General features: G+C 50.5%; 23 protein-coding genes, 1 tRNA gene and 1 other RNA gene. 11 read left to right on the top strand and 14 right to left on the bottom strand.

The genetic code is table 11. The annotated features are described in order from the left end of the window. Nucleotides 1-150: 150 nt before the first annotated feature. Nucleotides 151-1,650 (bottom strand): aminotransferase class V-fold PLP-dependent enzyme, encoded by a 1,500-nt coding sequence (locus NTH01S_RS04775; protein WP_068170251.1) that lies wholly within the window; start codon nucleotides 1,648-1,650, stop codon nucleotides 151-153. Between the two features lie 118 nt (nucleotides 1,651-1,768). Here NTH01S_RS04775 and NTH01S_RS04770 point away from each other — a divergent pair, with 118 nt between their 5' ends. The 3 genes from NTH01S_RS04770 to NTH01S_RS04760 all read left to right on the top strand — a co-directional run bounded on the left by NTH01S_RS04770 (nucleotide 1,769) and on the right by NTH01S_RS04760 (nucleotide 4,683). Further along, on the top strand, nucleotides 1,769-2,230 hold the full coding sequence (locus tag NTH01S_RS04770) for an Lrp/AsnC family transcriptional regulator (protein ID WP_068170249.1): 462 nt from the start codon (nucleotides 1,769-1,771) through the stop codon (nucleotides 2,228-2,230). A gap of 14 nt (nucleotides 2,231-2,244) precedes the next feature. After that, the gene (locus NTH01S_RS04765) at nucleotides 2,245-3,552 is read left to right on the top strand and encodes an amino acid permease (RefSeq protein ID WP_068170247.1); all 1,308 of its coding nucleotides are present in this window, start codon (nucleotides 2,245-2,247) and stop codon (nucleotides 3,550-3,552) included. Nucleotides 3,553-3,642: 90 nt separating this feature from the next. Further along, nucleotides 3,643-4,683, top strand: a complete 1,041-nt coding sequence (locus tag NTH01S_RS04760; protein WP_068170245.1) for a hypothetical protein — start codon at nucleotides 3,643-3,645, stop codon at nucleotides 4,681-4,683. Here NTH01S_RS04760 and NTH01S_RS04755 read toward each other — a convergent pair. Both NTH01S_RS04755 and NTH01S_RS04750 read right to left on the bottom strand, forming a co-directional pair. Next, complete coding sequence (locus NTH01S_RS04755; protein ID WP_068170243.1) at nucleotides 4,672-5,478, bottom strand: glycosyltransferase family 2 protein; 807 nt, start codon at nucleotides 5,476-5,478, stop codon at nucleotides 4,672-4,674. The genes NTH01S_RS04760 and NTH01S_RS04755 overlap by 12 nt on opposite strands. Nucleotides 5,479-5,480: 2 nt before the next feature. Beyond that, complete coding sequence (locus NTH01S_RS04750) at nucleotides 5,481-5,936, bottom strand: hypothetical protein (protein WP_068170240.1); 456 nt, start codon at nucleotides 5,934-5,936, stop codon at nucleotides 5,481-5,483. A gap of 184 nt (nucleotides 5,937-6,120) precedes the next feature. Between NTH01S_RS04750 and gap the strand changes: the two genes are divergently transcribed. From gap to NTH01S_RS04735, 3 genes are all read left to right on the top strand, one after another. Further along, nucleotides 6,121-7,140 (top strand): type I glyceraldehyde-3-phosphate dehydrogenase, encoded by a 1,020-nt coding sequence (gap, locus tag NTH01S_RS04745; RefSeq protein ID WP_068170238.1) that lies wholly within the window; start codon nucleotides 6,121-6,123, stop codon nucleotides 7,138-7,140. Between the two features lie 2 nt (nucleotides 7,141-7,142). Next, on the top strand, nucleotides 7,143-8,357 hold the full coding sequence (locus tag NTH01S_RS04740; protein ID WP_068170234.1) for a phosphoglycerate kinase: 1,215 nt from the start codon (nucleotides 7,143-7,145) through the stop codon (nucleotides 8,355-8,357). A gap of 308 nt (nucleotides 8,358-8,665) precedes the next feature. Then, a complete protein-coding gene (locus tag NTH01S_RS04735; protein ID WP_157070867.1) occupies nucleotides 8,666-8,962 on the top strand; it encodes a hypothetical protein in 297 nt (98 codons plus the stop codon). Between the two features lie 30 nt (nucleotides 8,963-8,992). Here the strand turns inward: NTH01S_RS04735 and rpoH are convergent, their stop codons facing one another. Then, a complete protein-coding gene (gene rpoH, locus NTH01S_RS04730; protein ID WP_068170229.1) occupies nucleotides 8,993-9,886 on the bottom strand; it encodes an RNA polymerase sigma factor RpoH in 894 nt (297 codons plus the stop codon). Between the two features lie 247 nt (nucleotides 9,887-10,133). After that, a complete protein-coding gene (locus tag NTH01S_RS04725; RefSeq protein ID WP_068170225.1) occupies nucleotides 10,134-11,102 on the bottom strand; it encodes an RluA family pseudouridine synthase in 969 nt (322 codons plus the stop codon). On the opposite strand from NTH01S_RS04725, the gene NTH01S_RS04720 reads away from it, so the two are divergent. Then, the gene (locus tag NTH01S_RS04720; protein WP_068170223.1) at nucleotides 11,101-11,463 is read left to right on the top strand and encodes a hypothetical protein; all 363 of its coding nucleotides are present in this window, start codon (nucleotides 11,101-11,103) and stop codon (nucleotides 11,461-11,463) included. The genes NTH01S_RS04725 and NTH01S_RS04720 overlap by 2 nt on opposite strands. Here the strand turns inward: NTH01S_RS04720 and NTH01S_RS04715 are convergent. Further along, nucleotides 11,460-11,768 (bottom strand): ArsR/SmtB family transcription factor, encoded by a 309-nt coding sequence (locus NTH01S_RS04715; RefSeq protein WP_068170220.1) that lies wholly within the window; start codon nucleotides 11,766-11,768, stop codon nucleotides 11,460-11,462. The genes NTH01S_RS04720 and NTH01S_RS04715 overlap by 4 nt on opposite strands. A gap of 93 nt (nucleotides 11,769-11,861) precedes the next feature. On the opposite strand from NTH01S_RS04715, the gene NTH01S_RS04710 reads away from it, so the two are divergent. Beyond that, nucleotides 11,862-12,935 (top strand): alkene reductase, encoded by a 1,074-nt coding sequence (locus NTH01S_RS04710; RefSeq protein ID WP_068170215.1) that lies wholly within the window; start codon nucleotides 11,862-11,864, stop codon nucleotides 12,933-12,935. A 107-nt stretch (nucleotides 12,936-13,042) separates the two neighbouring features. Here the strand turns inward: NTH01S_RS04710 and NTH01S_RS04705 are convergent, their stop codons facing one another. Then, complete coding sequence (locus NTH01S_RS04705) at nucleotides 13,043-14,548, bottom strand: Hint domain-containing protein (RefSeq protein ID WP_068170211.1); 1,506 nt, start codon at nucleotides 14,546-14,548, stop codon at nucleotides 13,043-13,045. A gap of 241 nt (nucleotides 14,549-14,789) precedes the next feature. Then, a complete protein-coding gene (gene rlmB, locus NTH01S_RS04700) occupies nucleotides 14,790-15,584 on the bottom strand; it encodes a 23S rRNA (guanosine(2251)-2'-O)-methyltransferase RlmB (protein ID WP_084366995.1) in 795 nt (264 codons plus the stop codon). A gap of 68 nt (nucleotides 15,585-15,652) precedes the next feature. On the opposite strand from rlmB, the gene NTH01S_RS04695 reads away from it, so the two are divergent. Continuing rightward, nucleotides 15,653-15,738, top strand: a tRNA-Tyr gene (locus NTH01S_RS04695). A gap of 216 nt (nucleotides 15,739-15,954) precedes the next feature. Further along, on the top strand, nucleotides 15,955-17,442 hold the full coding sequence (locus NTH01S_RS04690) for a carbohydrate porin (RefSeq protein ID WP_068170208.1): 1,488 nt from the start codon (nucleotides 15,955-15,957) through the stop codon (nucleotides 17,440-17,442). 30 nt (nucleotides 17,443-17,472) lie between these two features. Here NTH01S_RS04690 and NTH01S_RS04685 read toward each other — a convergent pair whose 3' ends face one another. From NTH01S_RS04685 to NTH01S_RS04675, 3 genes are all read right to left on the bottom strand, one after another. Next, complete coding sequence (locus tag NTH01S_RS04685; protein WP_068170205.1) at nucleotides 17,473-18,042, bottom strand: DUF1643 domain-containing protein; 570 nt, start codon at nucleotides 18,040-18,042, stop codon at nucleotides 17,473-17,475. After that, nucleotides 18,039-18,587 (bottom strand): peroxiredoxin, encoded by a 549-nt coding sequence (locus NTH01S_RS04680; protein WP_068170403.1) that lies wholly within the window; start codon nucleotides 18,585-18,587, stop codon nucleotides 18,039-18,041. The genes NTH01S_RS04685 and NTH01S_RS04680 overlap by 4 nt, the downstream gene beginning before the upstream one ends. A gap of 99 nt (nucleotides 18,588-18,686) precedes the next feature. Next, nucleotides 18,687-19,997, bottom strand: a complete 1,311-nt coding sequence (locus NTH01S_RS04675; RefSeq protein WP_068170204.1) for a lytic transglycosylase domain-containing protein — start codon at nucleotides 19,995-19,997, stop codon at nucleotides 18,687-18,689. Nucleotides 19,998-20,335: 338 nt separating this feature from the next. Between NTH01S_RS04675 and NTH01S_RS04670 the strand changes: the two genes are divergently transcribed. Then, the gene (locus NTH01S_RS04670) at nucleotides 20,336-20,554 is read left to right on the top strand and encodes a hypothetical protein (RefSeq protein ID WP_068170196.1); all 219 of its coding nucleotides are present in this window, start codon (nucleotides 20,336-20,338) and stop codon (nucleotides 20,552-20,554) included. Between the two features lie 5 nt (nucleotides 20,555-20,559). Here NTH01S_RS04670 and NTH01S_RS04665 read toward each other — a convergent pair whose 3' ends face one another. From NTH01S_RS04665 to ssrA, 3 genes are all read right to left on the bottom strand, one after another. Further along, nucleotides 20,560-20,952, bottom strand: coding sequence for a VOC family protein (locus tag NTH01S_RS04665; protein ID WP_068170193.1), 393 nt, complete (start codon nucleotides 20,950-20,952; stop codon nucleotides 20,560-20,562). Between the two features lie 60 nt (nucleotides 20,953-21,012). Beyond that, a complete protein-coding gene (locus tag NTH01S_RS04660) occupies nucleotides 21,013-21,549 on the bottom strand; it encodes an SspB family protein (RefSeq protein ID WP_068170189.1) in 537 nt (178 codons plus the stop codon). A gap of 92 nt (nucleotides 21,550-21,641) precedes the next feature. Then, nucleotides 21,642-21,966: a transfer-messenger RNA gene (gene ssrA / locus NTH01S_RS04655) on the bottom strand. Nucleotides 21,967-22,011 lie beyond the last annotated feature (45 nt).

The following is a 22,011-nucleotide window of genomic DNA, read 5'->3' as shown; positions in this document are numbered from 1 at the left end:
ACCATCATGAAATGTCTTTGCGATCAATTATGTTTCTTAATCGTTATAGTTTTGTGTGGTTTTTTGTTGCGATTAAGTCACTGTTTTGGGTTTGAAATATCTTTTCTGCGCTCAGGTTTGAAATGAAACATCGTTGCAGAGCTCCGGAATCTAAGCCGCAGGTTTGAAACGTGCTGTGCTACGGTCCACATTATAGAAAATCGCCGTTTCATGGGGGTTGGAGGCGAGCTCTTTGACGGAGTTTAGGATGTATTCCACTTTCTCGTCGCTCATAAGAACGCTGAAATTAAGGCGTACCCAGCCGGGTTTTTGGATTTCTTCTCCGTTGATGATCTCTGACCGTATCGTTTCGGATTCAGATTCGTCGATACCGAGAAGGCGGTGTGCATAGGGGCCCGCACAAGCGCAACCTCCGCGTGCTTGTATGCCGTATTTATCGGAGAGCATGCGTGTGAAGAGTTGTTGGTGAATATTTCCGCCATTTTTAATATCACGAATACGGAATGAAAAGATTGGTAGTGCTTCAGCGTGTGTATTGCCAAGAATTTCAATGGCAGGGTGGTTGGCCCATGCAGAGAGTGCTTTTTGGCGCAGGGTTTCTTGGCGTTCTGCCAGATAAGCCGCGCCAATAGCGTCTTTGGCAAGAAATGCGAGAGCTGCGCGGATATCGCCGAGTACATTTGGGGTCCCGCCTTCTTCACGGGCAATGAGACTTTCGCTGTAATCATGTCCCCACGGAGAAACAAAGCGCACGGTACCACCGCCCGGGGCAGATGGTGTTTGACGGGTGAAGGCAGCATTGCGCGCAATGAGCAGACCGGAGGCGCCGGGGCCACCGAGAAACTTATGACATGAAATGACGACGGCGTCTTTCTCTTCTGGAGTGCCAGCTTTCATGTCGATGGGGAGGTAAGGGCCTGCGCCGGCATAGTCCCAAATCGCGAGGGCCTTATGGCGTTTGAGGAGGCGTGTTACGGCATCTGTGTCTGTAATAATGCCGGTGACGTTTGAGGCGGCCGAAAATGAACCAATTTTCAAACGAGCATTGTGAGGATCCGAGGCGGAAATTTTTTGGAGTTCGGCCTCTAGAATAGCCAGATCTGGGCCGCCGTTTTTTGCTTCTGAAATCTCGATGAGTTCAGCGCCGCTTTCTCTCCAAGGTAAGATATTGGAGTGATGTTCATAAGGGCCAATGAAGACGACGGGACGGTGCCCTGCGGCACAATGCGCTGGGATATCGGTAAGATGTACGAGGCGGTTAAGGCCGGATGTGGCGCCTGCTCCTGAAAAAATGGTGCTAAATTCAGCCTGAGGGGCAGAGCAGAGCTCCGCAATGGTACGGCGCGCTTCATTGCGCAGGCGCGTCATGCTGCTGCCGCAATAGGACGCTTCCGTATGGCTATTGGCATAAAATGGCAGCACATGCTCCATGATAAAGTGTTCAATAGGGGCAAGCGCACGACCAGAAGCGACGTAATCCGCGTAGAGTAATGGGACTGTTCCAAAATGGGTATGAATAAGCGTGCCATCACCAATGACGGTATTGCAAAGTCCTGCAGGTCCCTGCGCGCGGAGAGAGGCTGCAAAGGCTTGGAAGGCACTGACGCTGTCGGAGGGGAGGGGTGAAGGGGTGTTGTGGGGCGTCTTCATGATGATATATCATTTTCGTTTAGTGGTGAGGCGTTAAGAAAGGAATATCGTCTAATAGGTGAAAAAAAACGCTCTTTTTATAGGTTTTTGAGTCTATTTTGTTGTCAAATGAGGTTTTATGGACCGAAAATTAGATCATATTGATCGTGAAATAGTGAAGATCCTGCAAAAGCAGGGGACGCCGTCTCAGCGTGAACTGGCTGAGAAGGTGGGGCTATCACAAAATGCATGTTGGCGGCGCCTTCATGCGTTGAGGGAGCAGGGGGTGATCTGCCAAGATACCGTGCGGCTCAATGCCAAAGCTTTAGGGCTGGAATTAACGGTTTTTGTATTGGTACGGACACGGCATCATGCACGTGAATGGTTTGAATCGTTTCGAAATGTGGTGATGGGTATTCCAAACATTGTTGATTTTTTTAGGATAGCGGGTGAATATGACTACCTTATGAAGGTAGTCGCGCGGGATATGAACGATTTTGACCGTGTGTACCAACAGATCATCGGGCGCGTCGAACTTGATGCGATCACGTCTTATATGACGATGGAAACTTTGGCGGATAACCGCGACCTTCCCGTTTGAAATAAGGATTTTTCATGCAGCAGCAGGCCGGCAAACTCGCCCAAAGCCTCCATACACGCCATGTCGTCATGATTGCGCTCGGTGGCGTGATCGGTGCAGGTTTCTTTATTGGATCATCCGCAGCGCTCTCTTTGGCGGGGCCAATGGTCTTGCTGTCTTATATTTTGTGCGGCCTGTTTGTCTTTGTGACGAATTTGATGATGCGTGATTTGGCCTATGCTGTGCCAGGGCGACATTCTTTTCTGGGGCAAATTCAGCAAGCTATTGGTCCTCGCATGGCTTTCGTGGCTGGGTGGACGTATTTGATCACATGGATCATCGTTCTGGCCGTTGAAGCGATTGCGATTACGAATATGCTGGCTCCTTATGTCCCTATTCCTTATGTCGTTTTGGAATTGGGTATTATCGGGTTGATGACGGCGGTAAACCTGCTCTCTGTAAAGGGGTATGGAGAGTTTGAGTATTGGTTCGCCACGGTTAAAGTTGTCGCCTTAATAGCATTTATAGGGATTGGCGCGTGGTTGGTTATGACGCATCCAGCAGTCAATATTCAGCACAATCTTCAAAATCATGGTGGTTTTCTGCCTCATGGGCCAGTTGCTCTTTTGGCTGTTTTGCCGACGATTTTGTTTTCAATGGGGGGCAGTGAAATTGCGACGATTGCTGCTGTTGAAACGACAAATTCTAAAGCCAATATCACGCGTGCGGCCCGTACTATTCCGTTGCGGATTGGCGTGTTTTATGTGCTGACCATTGGACTAATTTTGTGTTTGGTGCCTTGGAGTGATGTTGTTTCTGGGCAGTCACCCTTCTTGTTGGTTTTGAACCATTATCATATTCCTTTTGCAGCTCCGGCCTTATTTGTTGTTATTTTGACGGCTGCAATTTCTTCTCTGAATTCTGGTATTTACGCAACTTCCCGGGTTTTATTTGAAATGGCTAAAGGGGGAGGGGCGCCTTCTGTCTTCTTAGCCGTTGATCCGAAAACACAGCTGCCACGGCGAGCATTATTGACCTGTGTTGGTATTTCGGTAGCTATCGCGCTCACGGCTATTCTGTCTCCAGATAAGGTGTTTGCACTGTTGGTGAGCCTCACCGGGGGCTTTATGCTGGTGTATAATGCTATTATCATTTTGGCACGATTGAAGGTGGTCCCAACAGGTCGGTGGATTTGTTATTTTGGGCTGGGCGTTATTGGTTGTGTATTGCTGGCTATGGTGATGCAGGCTGAGACGCGCTCGCAAATTGAGATGGCAGGTTCTGCTTTGTTGCTGATTGTGATTGCTGATCGTGTGCGTTCGCGCGTTCGGTCGCTGTCGTAGCGATCAAAAAGCACTTTATTTCTCTTTTCTATGGTGAGTTTGCTCTGAAGCGCTTGTCGGATTCGGGGTAAATTTGCCATAGGGTAAAGTATGGAAGCCTTCCCGCGTCGTTCTTTTCGCGCAGAGAGTAAGCCGCACATGCAGAGTGCGGCTTTGCCTGTTTTGTCACCTTTGCAGGTGCAGGATCTGTTTGCTGCTCGGCTGGAAGAGATTTGTACAAGTTTTGAAGCTTGGCACTATCCATTGCTTGTTGGGGGAAAGCTCGGTACTGCCGTGCCTGGTGACGAGCGTGATGCTTTGCAATTATCCTTGACAGACGCATCGTTCGGTACGGCGATATCGGTGGATATTCGATCGGTTGCCTTTGAGGCTAGCGGTGCTGTCGCGGGGGATGAGGTGCGCGTGAGTGGTTTTTTGCGTGCGCGCGGGCAGCGAGGGCAAGCTGTTTTACGCTTTGAGGCTATTGCGATAGAGCGCTGTGATCCTGCGCGTGAGTTGGCTGTTCAGTCGGAGAAGAAGATACTGGATGCCTTACGGCGTCTGCCAGCTACGCGGGGTGTGTACCCTGAGTTGGAAGCGTTTTCTATGCTGGTTATTTATCCAGAAAGTGAACGCGATGGTGCGTTGGCTCAGTTCCGTAGTGCTTTAGGCGGAGGGTTATACGCAGATTGTTCACGCTTTGTCGGATTGGATCATGAAGCGCCGCACCGTTTGTTGGCTGCGATCGAAACATGCCGTGAAACAGTACTTGTGTTGATCACTGGCGTGAAAGGTTTTCCGAGCGTTTGGTTTGATGATGCGTTGTTACTAGAGGCTTTGTCTCGTGTGGGCGCGTACCGCGTATTGGCTTTAGAAGATCACCATGGTCTTGCATGGGCAGCCCGCATTGTTGATCAAAGTGTGACGAGCGCGGAAGAAGCCGCACGCCATATACGCGCCAAGAATGGTCGGTTGTGGCATGCACAAGAAGAAGAGCGGGCGCAAATGGAAGAGATCACAGCCCTGCGGGAAAGTGTTGAAGGGCTGTCTTTAATAAAGCCTGCACTGTCAGTACAGGCACGTCTTGGTATCGCGTGTTTTATTTTTTTGGCAGGTATTGTTTTCGCGCTTGTTATCTCATCATTTAAGTAAATTTTTTTCTTCCTCTGTCGGGCGTATCCGTCGAATGGAGAAAGTGTCGAAGGTTACCACATCATCTTCGAAGGCTTTTTGAGGTTCGGTTAGGGTATTAATTGTAGCGTTTAAAGTCAGTGCATGGCGTAGAGGTGTTAAGTCTTCAATATCTTGATGGCTGTAGTGCTGTGCAAGATGTTGCGGCATGTCTGGATCTGCAAGCCATGGATAATGCAATATTCTAGGAGCGGCGGGCCCTTTTCGGGGGGCTAAAACAGATATGTGCTCGGTCCCGTCCCAAAAGGGCGAGGAGGTGAGGGTGTGGTGAGAGGGGCGTGCAAAAATCCGGCCGGCATGGTGGTCGATAAAATCATCTGGAGCGCGATGGGAAAACGCGCTGATGGAAAACTGTGCTGGTGTTTGAGATATGCTGGGGCCGAAGGTTTTCCAGTAAAGACCAATACCGTGCTCATCGGTACAATCTGCGAGGAAGGCGTCGAGAGGTTCATTCAGATCAAGGAATTCATCTTGGTCTAAAATGAGGAGCCAATGGTCTGATGGGGTGTGGTTGTGGGCTGTGTCGATAAGAACTATGCGGCGCTCTTCTGGGGGTAAGTTAGTGGTATCTGGGCGCTCGATAATCTCATACTCAATTTTGGTGTTTAGGGACTGGGCTAACGGCACTGTATGATCTGTTGATCCAGCATCAATAATGAGGATACGCTCAAAGCCCTGCATGATATGCCACGCAACCCACTCTGTAAGGGTGGATGCGGCATTGTGGCAGAGAAGTGCACAGGTAGCCTTTGTCATGTTTAACGTAGCTCCACGCGAATAACCGGTGTTTGTATCGTTGGGTCGGTTAACGTGTGCAGTTCTATTTGCAGAGGTTGTGCGCCAGCTTTCGCGATATGCTGAGCAACCGTGCCAAGCGTGCCTTGTGTTAGGCGTGTCAGGAGAGCTTGTTGTGCTGCGAGTGTCGGTTGTGGCGGGGCAAGAGCCTGCACAATGAACAAAACATTGTTTTTATGTTGCAGCGCAATATGAGCCGCATGCTCTACGACGGGGCCATACTCAGCTTCAGCTGTACCATCTGGGATGGATAAAAAGGGTGCAGGGGGTTTTTGTACTGCTGGTGCGGGAGGTTCGTATGGAACCGGTGGCTTGCCGGCCTGCGAGTCGAAACTACGCTGATCAATTAACTGGCACCCGCCAAGACCTGCTGTGGTAAACAGTACAAAAATGGTCAGGTAAAAAAAGCGCGATTTCATGCGGCCTCTAAGAGAATATAGAATTATAGATACGGCAATTTCTGATTGTATCAGGTTACAGGAACCAGCTGTTAGGACAAGATGGAAGTCGTGTTATGTCGAAAAACTGTCATGACCCCCTGTTGCTTCCAGCCAGTGGTGCTATGGATATTGCCGGTTCTTACGACATGCGGAGCACGCAGCCATGGCAGTAAAAGTTGCAATTAACGGTTTTGGACGTATCGGTCGTCTTGTCCTTCGTGGCATTATCGAGAGCGGACGTACAGACGTTGAAGTCGTTGCGATCAACGATCTTGGCTCAGTAGAGGCAAATGCCCACCTTCTGGCGCATGATAGTGTGCATGGCGCACTGCCAGGAACAGTACGCGCTGAAGGTAGCAGCCTGATTATTGAAGCAAATGGCCGTACCTATGGCCCGATCACGGTATCTGCTGAGCGTGATCCTTCTAAAGTTCCGTTCCAAGGCGTTGACGTCGCTATGGAGTGCACGGGTCTATTCACATCACGTGATAAGGCTGCGGCTCTTCTTGAAGCGGGCGCTAAGCGCGTTGTTGTTTCCGCACCGGCTTCCGATGCAGACGCAACAATCGTGTTCGGTGTGAATAATGACGCCCTAACGCCAGATATGAAGATCATCTCTAACGCATCATGCACGACGAACTGTTTGGCTCCAGTTGCCAGCGTTCTGGATGAAGCGTTTGGCATTGAGCGTGGCTATATGGTCACGATCCATTCTTACACAGGTGATCAACGCACCGTGGATACCCTGCATAAGGACCCACGCCGTGCACGTGCCGCAGCACTGAACATGATCCCAACCTCAACGGGCGCTGCTCGTGCGGTGGGTCTGGTTCTGCCACACTTGAAAGGCAAGCTGGACGGTACGGCTATCCGCGTTCCTACACCGAATGTATCGCTCGTTTCTTTGGACTTCGTGCCAGCCAAGAAGCCTGCTTCCATTGAGGAAGTGAACGATGTTGTTCGTGCAGCGTCAGAAGGTAAGCTTAAGGGCATTCTGAACTACAACACGGCACCGTTGGTGAGCTCGGACTTCAATCATTGCAAGGCGTCATCAACCTATGATGCAACGCAAACGGCATTGATTGACGGTGGTGAGCTGGTTCGTATCTGTGCTTGGTATGACAATGAGTGGGGCTTCTCCAACCGTATGGCCGATACGGCAGCTCTGTTCGGGAGCCTCTAATCATGGCTTTCCGCACGTTGGATAGCTTGGAAGCACGCGGTAAACGCGTGCTTCTCCGGGCAGACCTGAATGTGCCGATGCATGACGGAGTCATCACCGACACGACGCGCTTAGAGCGTGTGGCACCAACAATCCGTGAATTGTCTGAAAAAGGCGCACGGGTTGTTGTTCTGAGCCATTTTGATCGCCCGAAAGGGAAGGTTGTTCCAGCTATGTCACTGCGTCCAATCGCAGCGAAGCTGGGTGAAGTGCTGGGAACATCGGTATCATTCGTACCGGATTGTGTTGGGCCGACTGTGGCAAATGCGGTTTCTGAACTGAAGGACGGTGACGTTCTGGTTTTGGAAAACACACGTTTCCACGCTGGTGAAGAAGCAAATGATGCTGAGTTCGCAAAGGCTTTGGCCGCGAACGGTGATGTCTTTGTGAATGACGCTTTCTCAGCAGCGCATCGTGCACATGCCTCTACAGAAGGCGTGGCGCATGCATTATCCGCTTTTGCTGGGCGTTTGATGGAAGCTGAACTATCAGCACTCTCTGCGGCTTTAGAAAACCCAGAGCGCCCCGTCGGTGCGGTCATTGGGGGTTCTAAGATTTCCACGAAGCTCGACCTGATTGGGAATGTGCTTGCAAAGGTTGATGTTTTGTTCATCACCGGCGCTATGGCAAATACGTTCTTGGCAGCGGAAGGTGTGTCTGTCGGCAAATCTTTGCAAGAGCAAGATATGCACGCTACGGCACGGGAAATTTCAGCACGAGCCAAAGAAGTCGGGTGTGAGATTGTCTTGCCTGTTGACGCGGTTGTTTCGCGTGAATTCAAGGCAGGAGCCGCTTCGGAAGTTTGCTCTGTAAAGGCAGTTCCCGCGGATACGATGATTCTTGATGCCGGGCCGGAAACGGTTGAACTGATCAAGAAGCGTTTGGCTGGTTTGAAGACGCTGGTTTGGAACGGTCCGCTTGGTGCGTTCGAAATTGAGCCCTTTGATAAGGCAACAGTTGCTGTGGCGCAGGAAGCTGCACGCCTGACGCAACTGGGGCAGTTGCGTACAGTGGCCGGTGGTGGTGACACGGTTTCAGCACTGCGTCATGCAGGTGCCGCAGATAAGATGAGCTACGTCTCAACAGCTGGTGGCGCATTCCTTGAGTGGTTGGAAGGTAAAGTTCTTCCGGGCATTGAGGTTCTGCGTGCAAGTGGTCATGAGCTTGGCCTCGGTTAAAGCTACAAAACGCCGTGCGGAGGGACACTTCCGCGCGGCGTTTCACTTTGGTTAATAACATTTTGTATCTTAGCGAAATAATCGTGTTTCAATTGTTGCACAGCGCGGTCGCTATGGCGCAAAACTAAGAGGCATCAACACGAACCTTCTTGGAACACTCCCTCCAATGCCTACAACCCTTGCACTGCGTGTAGTGTCTGTTTTTTTTTGGCTTGGTTATGTTCGGGGCAGGCGGGGCATTATGTGCTGCTGAAAAGTCGGAAAGCAGTGCCTTTCACAAGATGTATCGTAATACAAAAATTATGGAAATGACGGCAGATCCACGTATTGGTGCGCGGCTGATGCGCACAATGGCAAGGCCTGTTCAGACAGTTAAAGGGGAGGGAGTACCGCATGGTTTTGTGCCTGCCCCCTTACCGGATGACGACATGTCGGCACCAACAGTACAGAAAGATAATACGGACCCATATTTGCGGCCGCAATTTTATCATCGGCGTATTGTAAACGCGAACGGTATGCAGACGAATGCCCACGACGATGAAAATCGCCGGGGGCATGGTGATCTATCAGGCGGTGTTGCGTTAACGGTACCGCTGTCCCAATAAGCGTCTGCGCTTGCTCCGAAGAGCAAGGTTTTAGTCTTGCAGGCCGCTTTCCTTCCGGCGGCGTTCAACTTCAGAGGCCATGGCTTTTTGTAGTTTTTCCATGGCGCGTGCTTCAATCTGGCGGATGCGCTCCCGAGAGACACCGTAATGGTGTGACAGTGTTTCGAGGGTCTGAGGTTCTTCTTTGAGGCGGCGTTCAGATAAGATATGACGTTCACGCTCATTCAGAGTCATCAATGCCTGATCCAGAAGAGCTTTGCGGCCGCTGAACTCTTCAGAGTCTGCAAAACTTTCTTCTTGGTTTTCGTGCTCGTCGACTAACCAATCCTGCCACTCGCCGTCGCCGTCTAAGCGCAGGGGAGCATTAAGGCTATGATCTGGCGCGGCAAGACGTTGGTTCATAGATTGAACGTCTTGCTCTGGTACACCCAGAGTCGTGGCGATATCCGTCACTTGCTCAGGGCGCAAATCACCATCATCAATGGCTTGCATTTGCCCCTTCAGGCGGCGCAGATTGAAGAAAAGTTTTTTCTGCGATGCTGTTGTGCCCATCTTAACGAGGGACCAACTGTGCAGAATGTACTCTTGCATTGCTGCGCGGATCCACCACATAGCATAGGTCGCCAAGCGGAAGCCACGATCTGGGTCGAACCGGCGCACGGCTTGCATCATGCCGATATTGCCTTCGCTGATCAGTTCATTCACGGGCAAGCCGTAGCCACGATAGCCCATTGCGATTTTTGCAACCAAGCGCAGATGGGACGTGACGAGCCGATGCGCAGCTTTGACGTCTTGCTTGGACTGCCAGAGGCGCGACAGATCTAATTCTTCCTGCGGGGTAAGCAGTGGGAATTTGCGAATCTTTTGCAGGTACTGGGTCAGGTTGCTTTCTGGCCCAACAGATATGACGGCGGGAGATGCCATGTACGATCACTCCTTTCGCCTGGAGAACCTCGAGGCTGGACGTTCGTTGTCTGTTTTATAGATGTACGAACGAAGAGCCGTTGGGTTTCTTCACCAGGTGACGCGGTCGGGATTTTTGATGTCCCCGCCTGCATCCCCCATTTTGGGCCTCTGCAGACGGTACGATCCACTCCAGTGGTGCGTCACTCCATCCAGATTGCCTGTTTTATGACAGGTTAAACCGAATAAGTCAAATATTAAAAAAGGTTTACCCGATTAATGACTGCTGCAATTCGTGGAAATCGGCAGGAAGGGGAGTTTCAAATTCGAGGCTTTTGCCAGTTCTAGGGTGCACGAAGCCCAATCGTGCCGCGTGTAGAGCTTGGCGCGGAAAATCGAGTGCGGCCTCACGAGCTTCAGGAGGGAGGGAGCGTGCTGCGCCAGGAATGCGGCGCAGATAGACGGGGTCCCCAACTAGTGGATGGCCTGCATGTGCCATGTGGACGCGAATTTGATGGGTGCGCCCGGTAGCGAGGCGGCATTCCACCAATGAAACACTGGCATGATAAGAATTGAGCAGTTTGAAGCGCGTGAGAGCGACTTTGCCGCCGGATGTGACGACGGCCATGCGCTTACGGTCTCGTTTATCTCGGCCGATAGATCCGTCAAACTCACCTTGTGGTGGTAAAAGGCCCCAAGCAAGGGCGTTATAGGCGCGGTCAATATCACGGGCGGCAAACGCTTCAGAAAGAGCATTATGGGCGAGAGATGTTTTGGCGATGACCATGACGCCCGATGTGTCTTTATCCAAACGATGGACAATGCCCGGGCGCTTTTCCCCGCCGATTCCTTCGAATCCTTCGCCGCAATGGCCGAGTAAGGCATTGACCAGTGTACCGCGCTCATTGCCGGGCGCTGGATGGGTGACGAGGCCGGCTTGCTTATCAATCACGATTAGGTCGCGGTCTTCGTATAAGATGGTAAGCGGTATGTTCTCCGCCTCTGGCCGTGCCGGGGTCGGTGGTGGGAAGGAGAGAAGAAAAGACTGCCCTTCCTTTAGAATTTCAGAGGGGTTGTCAGCGGGTGTGCCATTTTTTTTGAGATGGCCGCCTTCAATCAGGCTCTTGACCCGTGAGCGGGAAATCGTGCCGATGGCTTCAGCAAGTGCACGGTCGACTCTTTGCCCAATTAAAGGGGTATCGACGGTGAGTAGGAAAGGTGTGAGAGGGTCAGACATGGATATGAATGTAGCGAAACAAGAGCATGGCGGCGAGTCCGGTGGATCAAAAGCGTTATTGGCGTTGGTGATTGGGATGGGCGTATTGATCGTAATTGGTGTTGCGGTGTTGATTGGTGTGGTGGTGACGCGGATTATGCATGGCCATCATGCCGTACAAACTTCTGTTCCAGCTAACGTTGATCATGCCGAGAAAGTGACGATTCCACTTTTGCGCGGTGAACATATTACGCGTGTTATCGCGATGAATGACGGGGACTTGGCTGTTTCTGTTCAGGGTGATGCAGGCGAACGTCTTTTCGTTTGGGCCCCAGAAAGTGGACGTGTTGTCTCCGAAGCCGTCTTTATTCCTGCGCCCTAAGATGTGATGCGTGGCGTAAGGATGGATGTCATTAGGCCGGGGAAATACAGGTCTAACTCCTTACGCCGTAAAGAATTATAATGATGCAGCCCTTCAACGCGGGTTTGTAGAATACCGCTTTCTCTCAAGACATGAAAATGGTGAGACATGCTGGATTTAGGGCGGTTGCGTAGGAGTTCTGCGCAGGTTGCCTCGCCTTGTTCATGCAGTTGACGCACGATTTCCAAGCGAATGGGATCAGCAAGAGCGCGCAGGACTGTGAGTAGGTCGATAGATGAGAGGTCGGGGTTATCAAGATACGGCATGAGGCAAATATCCCTGCTTGCCTTTGTTTGGCAATGTTTTTAAGGTTCGATATGTATCGAACTAACGCTTATGCGTGAGCAGGAGTTTACAAAATGCCTTCTCTTTTTGATGCCATTAATCTTGGCGGATTTACGGCAAAAAATCGCGTTATCATGGCCCCTTTGACGCGTGCGCGGTCTCAGGTGGACGCTGTACCAACGGCGCTGATGGCTGAATATTATGGCCAGCGTGCTACTGCGGGCGTGATTATCAGTGAAGCAACGGGAATTTCACGTGAAGGACTCGGGTGGCCGAATGCTCCGGGCATTTGGTCGGATGAGCAAGTTGAGGCGTGGAAGCTAGTCACGGAGGCGGTCCACCAAAAGGGCGGTAAAATTGTGTGCCAGTTGTGGCATATGGGGCGGATGGTACATTCCTCGGTAACTGGAGTGCAGCCTGTTTCGCCGTCTGCTACAGCGGCTCCCGGTGAAGCGCATACTTATGAAGGTAAAAAACCTTATGAGGTGGCGCGCTCGGTCGATGCGGATGATATCGCGCGTATTTTGAATGATTATGAACGTGCTGCACGTAATGCGCTGGCCGCTGGTTTCGATGGTGTGCAGATACATGCAGCGAACGGGTATCTGATTGATCAGTTTCTGCGCGATAGCACCAATCATCGAGACGATGCGTATGGCGGTGTGCCAGAAAATCGGGTCCGTTTTTTGCGTGAAGTTGTTGAGCGTGTAATCGCAGTTGTTGGGGCGGATCGTGTTTCTGTTCGCTTGTCACCTAACGGTGATACGCAAGGTTGTATTGATAGTAACCCAGAAACAGTTTTTGTGCCTGCTGTTGAAGAGTTAGAGCGCTTAGGGGTTGCATGGCTGGAATTACGTGAAGTTGGTGCAAATGGCACTTTCGGTCGTACAGATCAGCCGAAGCTTTCCCCGGTTTTACGTAAAGTGTTCACGCGTTCGCTGGTTTTGAATCAAGATTATACGCGTGAAGAAGCAATCGCTGCGGTTGAAGACGGTACAGCAGATGCCATCTCATTTGGTCGTAAGTTTATTAGTAACCCAGATTTGGTGCGGCGTTTGCAGAAGGGGTTACCACTTTCTGACGGGGACATAGCAACGTGGTATCGCCCTGGAGCAGAGGGTTATACAGATTACCCTAACGCCGAATAAAGTTTTTTTATCTTTTGTGTTTTATTGTAAATATGTCAGTACCGATCCATTGTACAATAGATCGACACTGACATATTTTAATGATTATAGGTTATTTTATTTGAGTATTAGGCATAAAAACGATCTTCATTGCGATCATCTTCTAAGATGTAATCAACGCTTTCCACTTCTAAGCTCAGGAGGGCGTGATCCTCTGGGTTGGTACGGTTTAGGGGGAGGAAGGCGTTGCCTGTTGTCCAGCGCTTATCAGCTGCATCTTCAAGATTATTCCATCCGTCTAGGGTTTCGATTTCTTTATGTGCAGTGATGGGGGTTCTTTGGTTCCATTCAAAGACAGACACTTCACCGATACCAACGCCGATGGAACGACGGTCATCCCAGAATGCTCCTACAATATCACATGGTCGTGAAGCACGAGAGATGATGCGTACGGCTTGAGTGTCTTTGGGGAGCATAAAGACCATGTGGCCATTCGTTTCACGCATTTTGTGTAATGCAACGCCTTGATCTGTTAAGAGAAAGACATTGGCATCTTGTGTGATGTGTGGCGCTTTTGATTGTGGCGCGACATTGTTTGTGAGGGCGCGGTGTTCAATCGCGCGGAAAATGGGCTCTACAATGTCTGGGGTGGTGCATAGCGGTGCGGCGGCATCCATCTCCCAAGTTTTGGGCTGATAGCCGATAAAAAACACATTCTTATTGCGGAAAGAGGAGCGGTTGCCCGTATCCAAGTAGCTCTCGGTGAGAACGCCATTGGCTGTAATGACGGAATGTTGTGCCGTTTCAATGTGGTAGTAGTCGTATGACGTGTAGCTTTTGTCATAAAAGACAGAACGGTTATTAATGAGCATGCGTGCGGGAATAAATTTGCCATCGAAGAAAAGGCAATGCTCAGGGGTGACTAAAAGGTCCTCGAAGGGGGTACCTTCAGCAATGGCATCTTTTAGAATGCGGACAGGATATCCAGCCTGATCATCGGGCAGGTCTTTGTTGATTGTGCAATGTGCTTTGCCAACCCACGTTACAGTGTCGTCTGAGAGGGTGTCATTGGTGGAGATAACAACACGATCACCGATATTGATATCTTCGATATTGCTTAACCCTGCGGGTGTTTTGATCTGGCTACCTGCAAGGAAGCAGACATCATACTGAGAACCGAAAATGCCGCCAATGATGCTGGAAATGTTGGTGGTGGAGTTGTAGCCCGCGTTCAACCCGAAGGGGTTGCCGGTGATGTTAATGACGAGTGGTGTAGCTGTTTTTGTAACAAGTCCATAGGTTGGTGCGCCTAAAAAACTCCCGGTTTGTCCGATAACTTGTTTGCTGAAGTTAAGTGTTACCTGTGTGGTTGTTCCATTGTAGGTTTTTGTAACACTAACGTTTAGCCCATTCGAAAGGCCGCCTAAGAGGGCAGTTGTAAAGCCAATATGAAAATTGGTGTTATCTGCAGATGTCACATTGATTGTTTGTACTGATGTCGTGTCAGCGTTCAGGGAGGGGGCAACAGTGACATTCAGGTATCCACCCGCTGAGCCAGCATTCAGAGATGTTGTGGAGTTATTTCCATCGCCTGTGCGAATGCCGAATTCTTTGCCGGTGATGTCTTGAGCCATTGCGGCGACTCCTGTGTTTGGATTTTAAAAACTTAACAAGGAAACATAACATATTTTTGAGGTTGGTGTTATTTTTTTTGAGTTAGATTTAATAAATGGAGTTTTTAGTTATTATTTTTATAAAATTAACATTGATGAATGTAAGTAATAAATAATTACATTCATCAATGTGGTGTATTTTTATGATCTTAAAGTATTTTTTCTATAATAATTAATTAGAGTTATTGGTTTTTATCTTATATTATTTTATACGCGCGATTTCATATAAAGCGACTGCGGCAGCATTGGAGACGTTAAGGCTTTCCATATTGCCTGGCATATAAACACTTACAATTTCATCGCATGTTTCTCGTGTAAGTCGGCGTAAGCCAGCGCCTTCTGCGCCGAGAACGAGTGCGATGCGGCGCCCAGAAAATGCGGCACCATCGAGGCGTGTACCGCCTGCATCGAGGCCAACGATCCAAAGCCCTTCGCGTTGTAAAGAGGCGAGTGCGCGGGAGAGATTTACTTCACGCAGGATGGGTACAATATCGAGGGCTCCTGAGGCGGCTTTGGCCATGGAACCGCTCTCTTGAGGGGTGTTTCGATCTTGTACAAGCACTGCACATGCACCGAAAGCTGCGGCAGACCTTAGAATGGCGCCGATATTGCGCGGGTCCGTAACTTGATCCAAGACGAGGATAGGGCCGGGTCGTGATAGTGCGTCAAGAAAATGTGGTGGCGTGAGTGGCTCTACGCGCAGGCATACGCCTTGGTGTACGGCATCACGGTCACAGAGACGATCAAGGCGTTCACGGTCCACGACTTGTGGCGATACGCGAGCATGTGCGAACTGCGCCGAGGCTTCATGAGTTGCTAAAAATTCGTGGATAACTCGATCTGGGTTATCGAGGGCTGCTTCGACGGCATGATGGCCGTAGATCCAGTACCCGGGCTGATTGCGGGTGGGGCGTCCCGCGCGTGAGGGAACGGAAGCGTCATGTTCCTTAGGAAGGGAAATGCGCTTGGGGGAGGGGAGGGAAGTACGTTTAGCCATAAAATTTATATAATCGAAAAAAAGCGTTTGACATACCCAGTGATCCGACCTATCTATCCACCCGTCCCGGAGAGGTGCCCGAGTGGCTAAAGGGGGCGGACTGTAAATCCGCTGGCGTACGCCTACGTTGGTTCGAATCCAACTCTCTCCACCAGGACGCTTCCTATTATTGGAAGAATATGAGGCCCATACTTAAGAATCCCATATGGGATGATTAAGTATGGGCCTTTTTCATTCTATATACAACTCCTGTACATTAAATAAGACTTCACAAGTTTGTGCACTATATTGGACTGGTTTAGGTCTAAATGAGGCGTTAAAAAGGCGTTTAAGTCATTTAAACGCTTCAGCAAAGGGGACGTTGCTGGAAATGCAACACGATAAAATTAAAAAGACTGGCATTTTAAGCTTGGTTTGCGTTTTAAGTTCGCTGTCATCTGGGGGGTATGCTTATGCTCAAACTCCTGATGGGGTGAGTAAGGATAAGACGGAAGAGAAATCTGTTTTTACGCCTGTTGTGCGCCGCGTCGTCTCTGCGCCATCAATGCCAAGTGTATCGGACACGACAGAAGATCATTTTCTTCCCGCTAGTCTTCATGATTGGTTGACGCAAAGCACAATGACTGGGAATTGGGCAGGGGCGAGAACGCGTCTTGCGCAGCGTGGCCTGATTATTAACGGGCATTATCTGCAAGATTCAGCAGGGAATGTGAGCGGCGGCCGTTCTCAGAATGTGCGTTATGCAGATGAATTTGGCGCAACGGTTGATGCAGATATTAAAAAGCTGACCGGCTATAGTGCAGGCTTTATTCATTTCGCGGTCACGGCCCGTCAGGGATTGGGGCTTACGTCGAAGATTCCGGTTATGAACAGTCCGCAGGAAATTTTTGGTTCTGGTGAAACCGTGCGTTTGACGCGTCTGTCTTGGGAAATGCCTTGGAACCGCTACGTTTCTACAGAAATGGGTGAAATTAATAGTGAAAACGATTTTGAACAATCGTCGATCTATTGGGGCGGAAACTTGTACTGCCAGTTCGAATCAAACGCGATTTGCGGTATGCCGCAATCAATTGCTATGAACTCTGGTTATGGTTACTACCCAACCTCCCATCCGGGTGCATGGGTTAAATTCTATCCGGCAGGCAATAAAGAGTATTTGATTTCTTTCGGTGCCTATTCCGTTGATCCAACGATCTCGAATACACATAATGCGTGGAAGATGAACCTCCACGGTGCAACGGGTACATTTTTGCCGTTCCAGTTGGGGTGGCATCGTGGGGGTGATAATGATTTCACCGGGCCACTTCAGACGAATATCAAGATCGGTGGGTATTGGGATACGTCTGAAACGAAAGATGTTTATGCGCAACTTTCGAGCTTTGAGATTGCCCCTCGGTATTTAGCGTCAGCCCCGGTGTCCAAGGTTCGTGGGCGTTTTGGTGGTTGGTTACAGGCAGACCGGATGTTGGAGCGCGATTCTGATGATCCGCAGCGCAGTACGGCTCTTTTCGGGTCGTTCACTTGGGGGGATCCACGTACGGCTGTTGTCCCGTATTATGTGACGTTTGGTGTGGTGCGTAAGGGCACATTCTCCAGTCGTCCAAATGATACGGTCAGCTTGGGCATGAAGTCTGGTTGGGTGAATGCTAAGCTGGGTAACTGGGCGCGGCAAATGCAAAAAAATGGTGCAGATATTTTACGCCCATCAGGCGAGCAATCCGTAGAGTTTAACTATGGTTGGCGTCCGATGCCATGGCTGTTGGTGCGTCCAGGTGCGCAGTATTACTGGAGCCCAGGTGGCACGAACCGTTATAAGAATCCTGTCCTACTTGATCTTGAAACAGGCATTACATTCTAAAAGAAAAACCGCCCTTCGGGGCGGTTTTTTTTATGTGCTTAACAGTGATGCTTGGACAGAAATTGGTTTGAGATCGGCGGGAAGATACAGGGGGTGCTCAGGGCGCCCTGATTTGCTGAGGCGTAAGGTATGGAGACGAACGCCCTGCTGTTCGAGCATGAGGGCAACATCTGTACCGCGTTGACGTAAAGCGCGGATTTGTGGAGAGCCATAGGCCAAGAGAACCAAGTCCGCATCTTTTGCGAGCTCTAACAGATGCGTATCATTCTCTGGGCCGACGGGGTCATCAACTTCCGTAAGGCGCTTTTGGTCGGTGCAGCGATAAGCAAAGCTGTTGCCAACTAAGATGCTGCCATACCCCCAACTACGTGCATAACGTTGGCATTTGGCGACTGTACGGTCATCACCAAATTCGGTTGCAACGGAAGGATTCATCATCAGCCACATGAGTTTGGGGGCATTTTTATGCCACACGCGCCGTAATGTGTAGCGGTAGCAGTCTTGAGGGCCACCATAAACAGCAGTGCTGGTGACATCATCGGTCAGTTTGAGTGGCTTGGCCTGACCGACGTTATGCTGCGTTTCAAAGAGGTCTTTCATTGAGGGGATGAAGGGGGCTTTGTATTTTGTAGGGCTTTTACGGCTGCGAGTGTCCGTTCAACATGTTCATCTGGAGACATGGAAGCGTATGTTAAAACAACGCGCCCATTCTGTGCGATGACATAAGACGTACGGCTAGCCATGTGCAGAAGAGGCATTTTTGCTTTATAGCTATTTGTGATCTTGCCATCAGGATCAGCAATGACGCCGAAAGCAGAGCGGCATTCACTGACAGAGAATTTGTCTAGCTTGGCGATAGGGTCCATCGAAATACCAAAAATAGACGCGCCGGCGGCCTTAAAATCAGGGACGGCATCTGCAAAGTCATGCGCTTCAATCGTGCAGCCTTTGGTGAAGGCGGCAGGATAAAAATAGAGAACGACCGGTCCTTTTTGGAGGGCTTCTTTGAGATGGAATGAAATTTCATGCCCGCCGATGCTTGCGGTGGCTGAGAAGTCTGGTGCGAGAGAGTTTGTTTCAAGGGCCGCATGGGCTGTTTGAGGCAGGACGGCGCTAGCTCCAAGAGCAATGCTACCGAATACCATGGCATATTTGAGTGATAGTGCGAAAAAACGACGCATAAATGTGATTCCTGAAAGTTCTCTTAAATGAGATCGAGTGGATGTTGAATGAAAGAAGCGAGACTAGAATGTTTCGGGAGGCACGACAACGCATGCTGTGTGAGCTTGCAGGTGTTGGCATGCATTTTCTGCGGTGGTGTGATTGAGGTTTGTGACGCGGGCGCGGTACAATAGACCGTGTGCTGTGTGAATAGGGGTGACCTGTACCGTGCCGCCTCGGGTTTTATGTGCTTTGTTTGCAGCAGCAAGCGCCTGCGCAGAGGAAGCATATGCACCGACCTGAATAGCCCAATGCCCCGGCGTGTTTTCTGCCGTTGCGGCCGTAGTGTGTGGCATGGGGGCTAAGCGATAATGAAGGCCGGATGCTGGTACCTCTGCGACAATGGACTGGGCTTGTAGTCGGTGTCCAACGGGTAGAATTTGAGCTGTGATGCGGTTATCGCTGATTGTATCGTCGGATAGTTTATTCGTGGGGGCAGGGTGCGGTGCTGGGGGGGGGGCAGTTGGTGTTGAGTGTATGCCGCGTGCGGCCCAAGAGGCGCTGACATCAGAAGGGCTTTCTGGGGTGGTGGATGTCGGCGGTGTACTGGGTGTTGACGCGCCTTCGCTTCCTGTTGAGGTGTCGGGCGTATCATCTGTATCAGATTGTTCGTTTTGTTGGTCACGCTTTGCCCAAGCTGAGCTTACATTTTGACTGGCTGCACTTGGAGGGGGGCTGCTGTCATCATCAGCCGCGATGTGGCTGTTGGGATCATGATGAGAGACGAGAATATCCGCCGCAGAGCGGTTATGGGGCCAATAACCAGCGATTTTTGGGCCAATGGATGCGACGTAGCGCCGGGTTTCACGCGGTAGGGCGCGACCGCGCCGTAAGTAGCTATCCAAGCTGCCCGGGCCATCATTATAAGCGGCTAAAAAGCCCGGATTACCATAAATGTCGTACATTTGGCGGATATAGGCTGTTCCTGCCAAGATGTTGTCATGCGGATCATATGGGTCATCATTAAGGTTATATTGGTTACGTAGGTCATCATAGGTTGGGGGCATTAATTGCATAAGCCCCATTGCCCCCGGGACAGACGTGACAAAGTGGCCGCTTGAATCAAATAGTCGTCCGCCGGATTCACGCTCAATCACGGCACGGATCCAGCGCTCTGGTACGTCGAACCGGTCTGAGGCTTCGTGAATATAGGGGCCCCATGGGTCATTGGCGGGGCCGGGGGGGGCGTAATACGATTTGGCGCGCGCTTGATAATGCTCAGCTTCTTGCGCAACGGGAAGCGAGTTACCTGAGGGGGTAATATCAGCTTGATTAGCACAGGCGGCTAAAAGGCTGATGGCGCCCAGTGCTATGCCAGAGCGCATTAAGTTCATGTGAGAGCTTTTGATGGAGCTGGGGCATGTAGGGCTGGGCATGGGCGGCATGAGACCTAGCGGCTAGATGGACGGAAGTTCTGTCATTCGTAGACTATGAATGAGGCAAAACTGAGAAAATATGACGTCTTTTGACACTGGAGTGTAAGGAGTGCCTACGACAGTGGCTAGGGTGTATTCTCCGGATGTTCTGTAATTTGTAGAAAATATGCTGACGTTTGTCTTGGCGGGCAGGGGCATATGCGGGCTGAAGGCATATCTGAACATGTTTTGCAGCGTTGCTATGCCTGCGCTATCATGGGGGCGTTGAATGTCTTTTGTGAGTGGAGATACAGTATATGTCTTATGCAGCCATTGATGCGAAGCGAGTGGTAAAAGCAGCGCAATCAGCACTGAAAACACTTTCGCACGCGCAAGAACAATCCGAGGCTCATCAGCGCAAGACGTTGATGATTGAACGGATTGCGGCTTTGGCCTTGGCGGCTTCGGAAACTGAAGGCAGTAATGCCATTACGCTGACATCGGAAGAGTTTTGGATGATTTCTAAAAACTGGTAAAATTCTCATCCTTTATAGGATGCAATTTCGACTAGGTTGCCATCAGGGTCGTGGCAATACACAGAGGTTAAAGGGCCGAGCGCACCAATGCGTGCCGTCGGTCCTTCGACCACCTGCACGCCGCACAATGTTAAGTGCTGAATAATATGTGTGCTTTCTATAGCCGTCGTAAAGCACAGGTCTGATGTGCCTGGTTGAGCACCTTCGGCAGTTTTCCAGCCTTCTGCGGCTTCGGGGCGAAGATTGATTTTTTGGCCGCCAAAATTGAGGCTAACGCGATTATTGCGGCCGTATTCTTCGATATCCATTCCCAAAACACGCTGATACCACGAGGCTGAAACATCACGATCGCGAACGGTCAGGACGATATGATCAAGGCGGTCAACGGTGAAGCGCATAGAATGATGTGCTCGTTGTTATGGTGGGAATGGAGCCCGCTACTGGAAGGTAGCAGGGGATTAGGGGGTTGGTCGCTTGCGGAAAGCCGCTAAGCTGACAACTTCAGCTTCGCCCGATGTGGTTTCATCGGTTTTGGAGGTTTCGGTCTCTGGTGGGGAGGCGGGAGTGCTTTTAACGCTGGCGACGTCTTCCGCAACTGTGGGTTCTGAGAAGCGAAAGGCCATATGCATGTGTGGGTCTGCGAACGCTACAACCGCAGAGACAGGGATAATGAGCGGGCTAGGAACGCCACCAAAAGAAAGGGTGACGCGAATTTCTTTGTGTTCGGCGTCAACGCTCAGATTAGTAAACTGGTGCTGTAAAACAATGGTCATCTCTTGCGGGTATTGCGCAGAAAGGCGACTTGGAATGTTAACACCAGCAGCATTTGTTTTGAAAGTTAGGTAGAAGTGATGCTCACCGGGTAGGCCTTCTTGAGCAACGTGTGAGAGTGCGCGGCACATAACGCTACGATAGGCGTCTTCTATCCACGCATCATAAGGGAGAAGGCTCTCCGGTAGGTTGGCTTCGAAGTCGTCGTTATGGTCGTCACTCATAGTCGCAAAACCGTCAAACTTTTTGATAAAGGTTCTTAAGGTCTGCGCCAGAGATAAAGACTTGGCAAGGTCTTTTTATATATAAAAAGAGGTGGGAGGGCTTCTGTTGCCCGGTGCCCTCCCGAACCGCGCTTATCGCTTATGCAGCAACAGCGAGCACCTGTGAGTTATCATTGGCACTTAAAAGTTTAGCCCGATAACGGCGGTACAATGCCGGGCAAAAGGTAAGTCTTTACCATGCGTGTCGAGCCTGTTTCGTCCCCACAAACACCTGCTTAGTGCGGGTGTGTTGTTTTGGTGGAGACGCCGGGCACTGCCCCCGGGTCCACAACAATTATTCCACTTACCGTTTATCACCATAGCCAGGAAAACCTGAGCGAGATCGTTATAGTCTTTTTGATTTTCGTCTGCAAGTCTCATCATGAACGTGGGTGACTTATGGTGGCTTTTGATGGTATGCCA

Source organism: Neokomagataea thailandica NBRC 106555 (assembly GCF_001598495.1).
Taxonomy (GTDB): domain Bacteria; phylum Pseudomonadota; class Alphaproteobacteria; order Acetobacterales; family Acetobacteraceae; genus Gluconobacter; species Gluconobacter thailandicus_A.
Note: the sequence above shows the minus strand (reverse complement) of the source record. Positions and strands in the feature narration are given on the sequence as shown.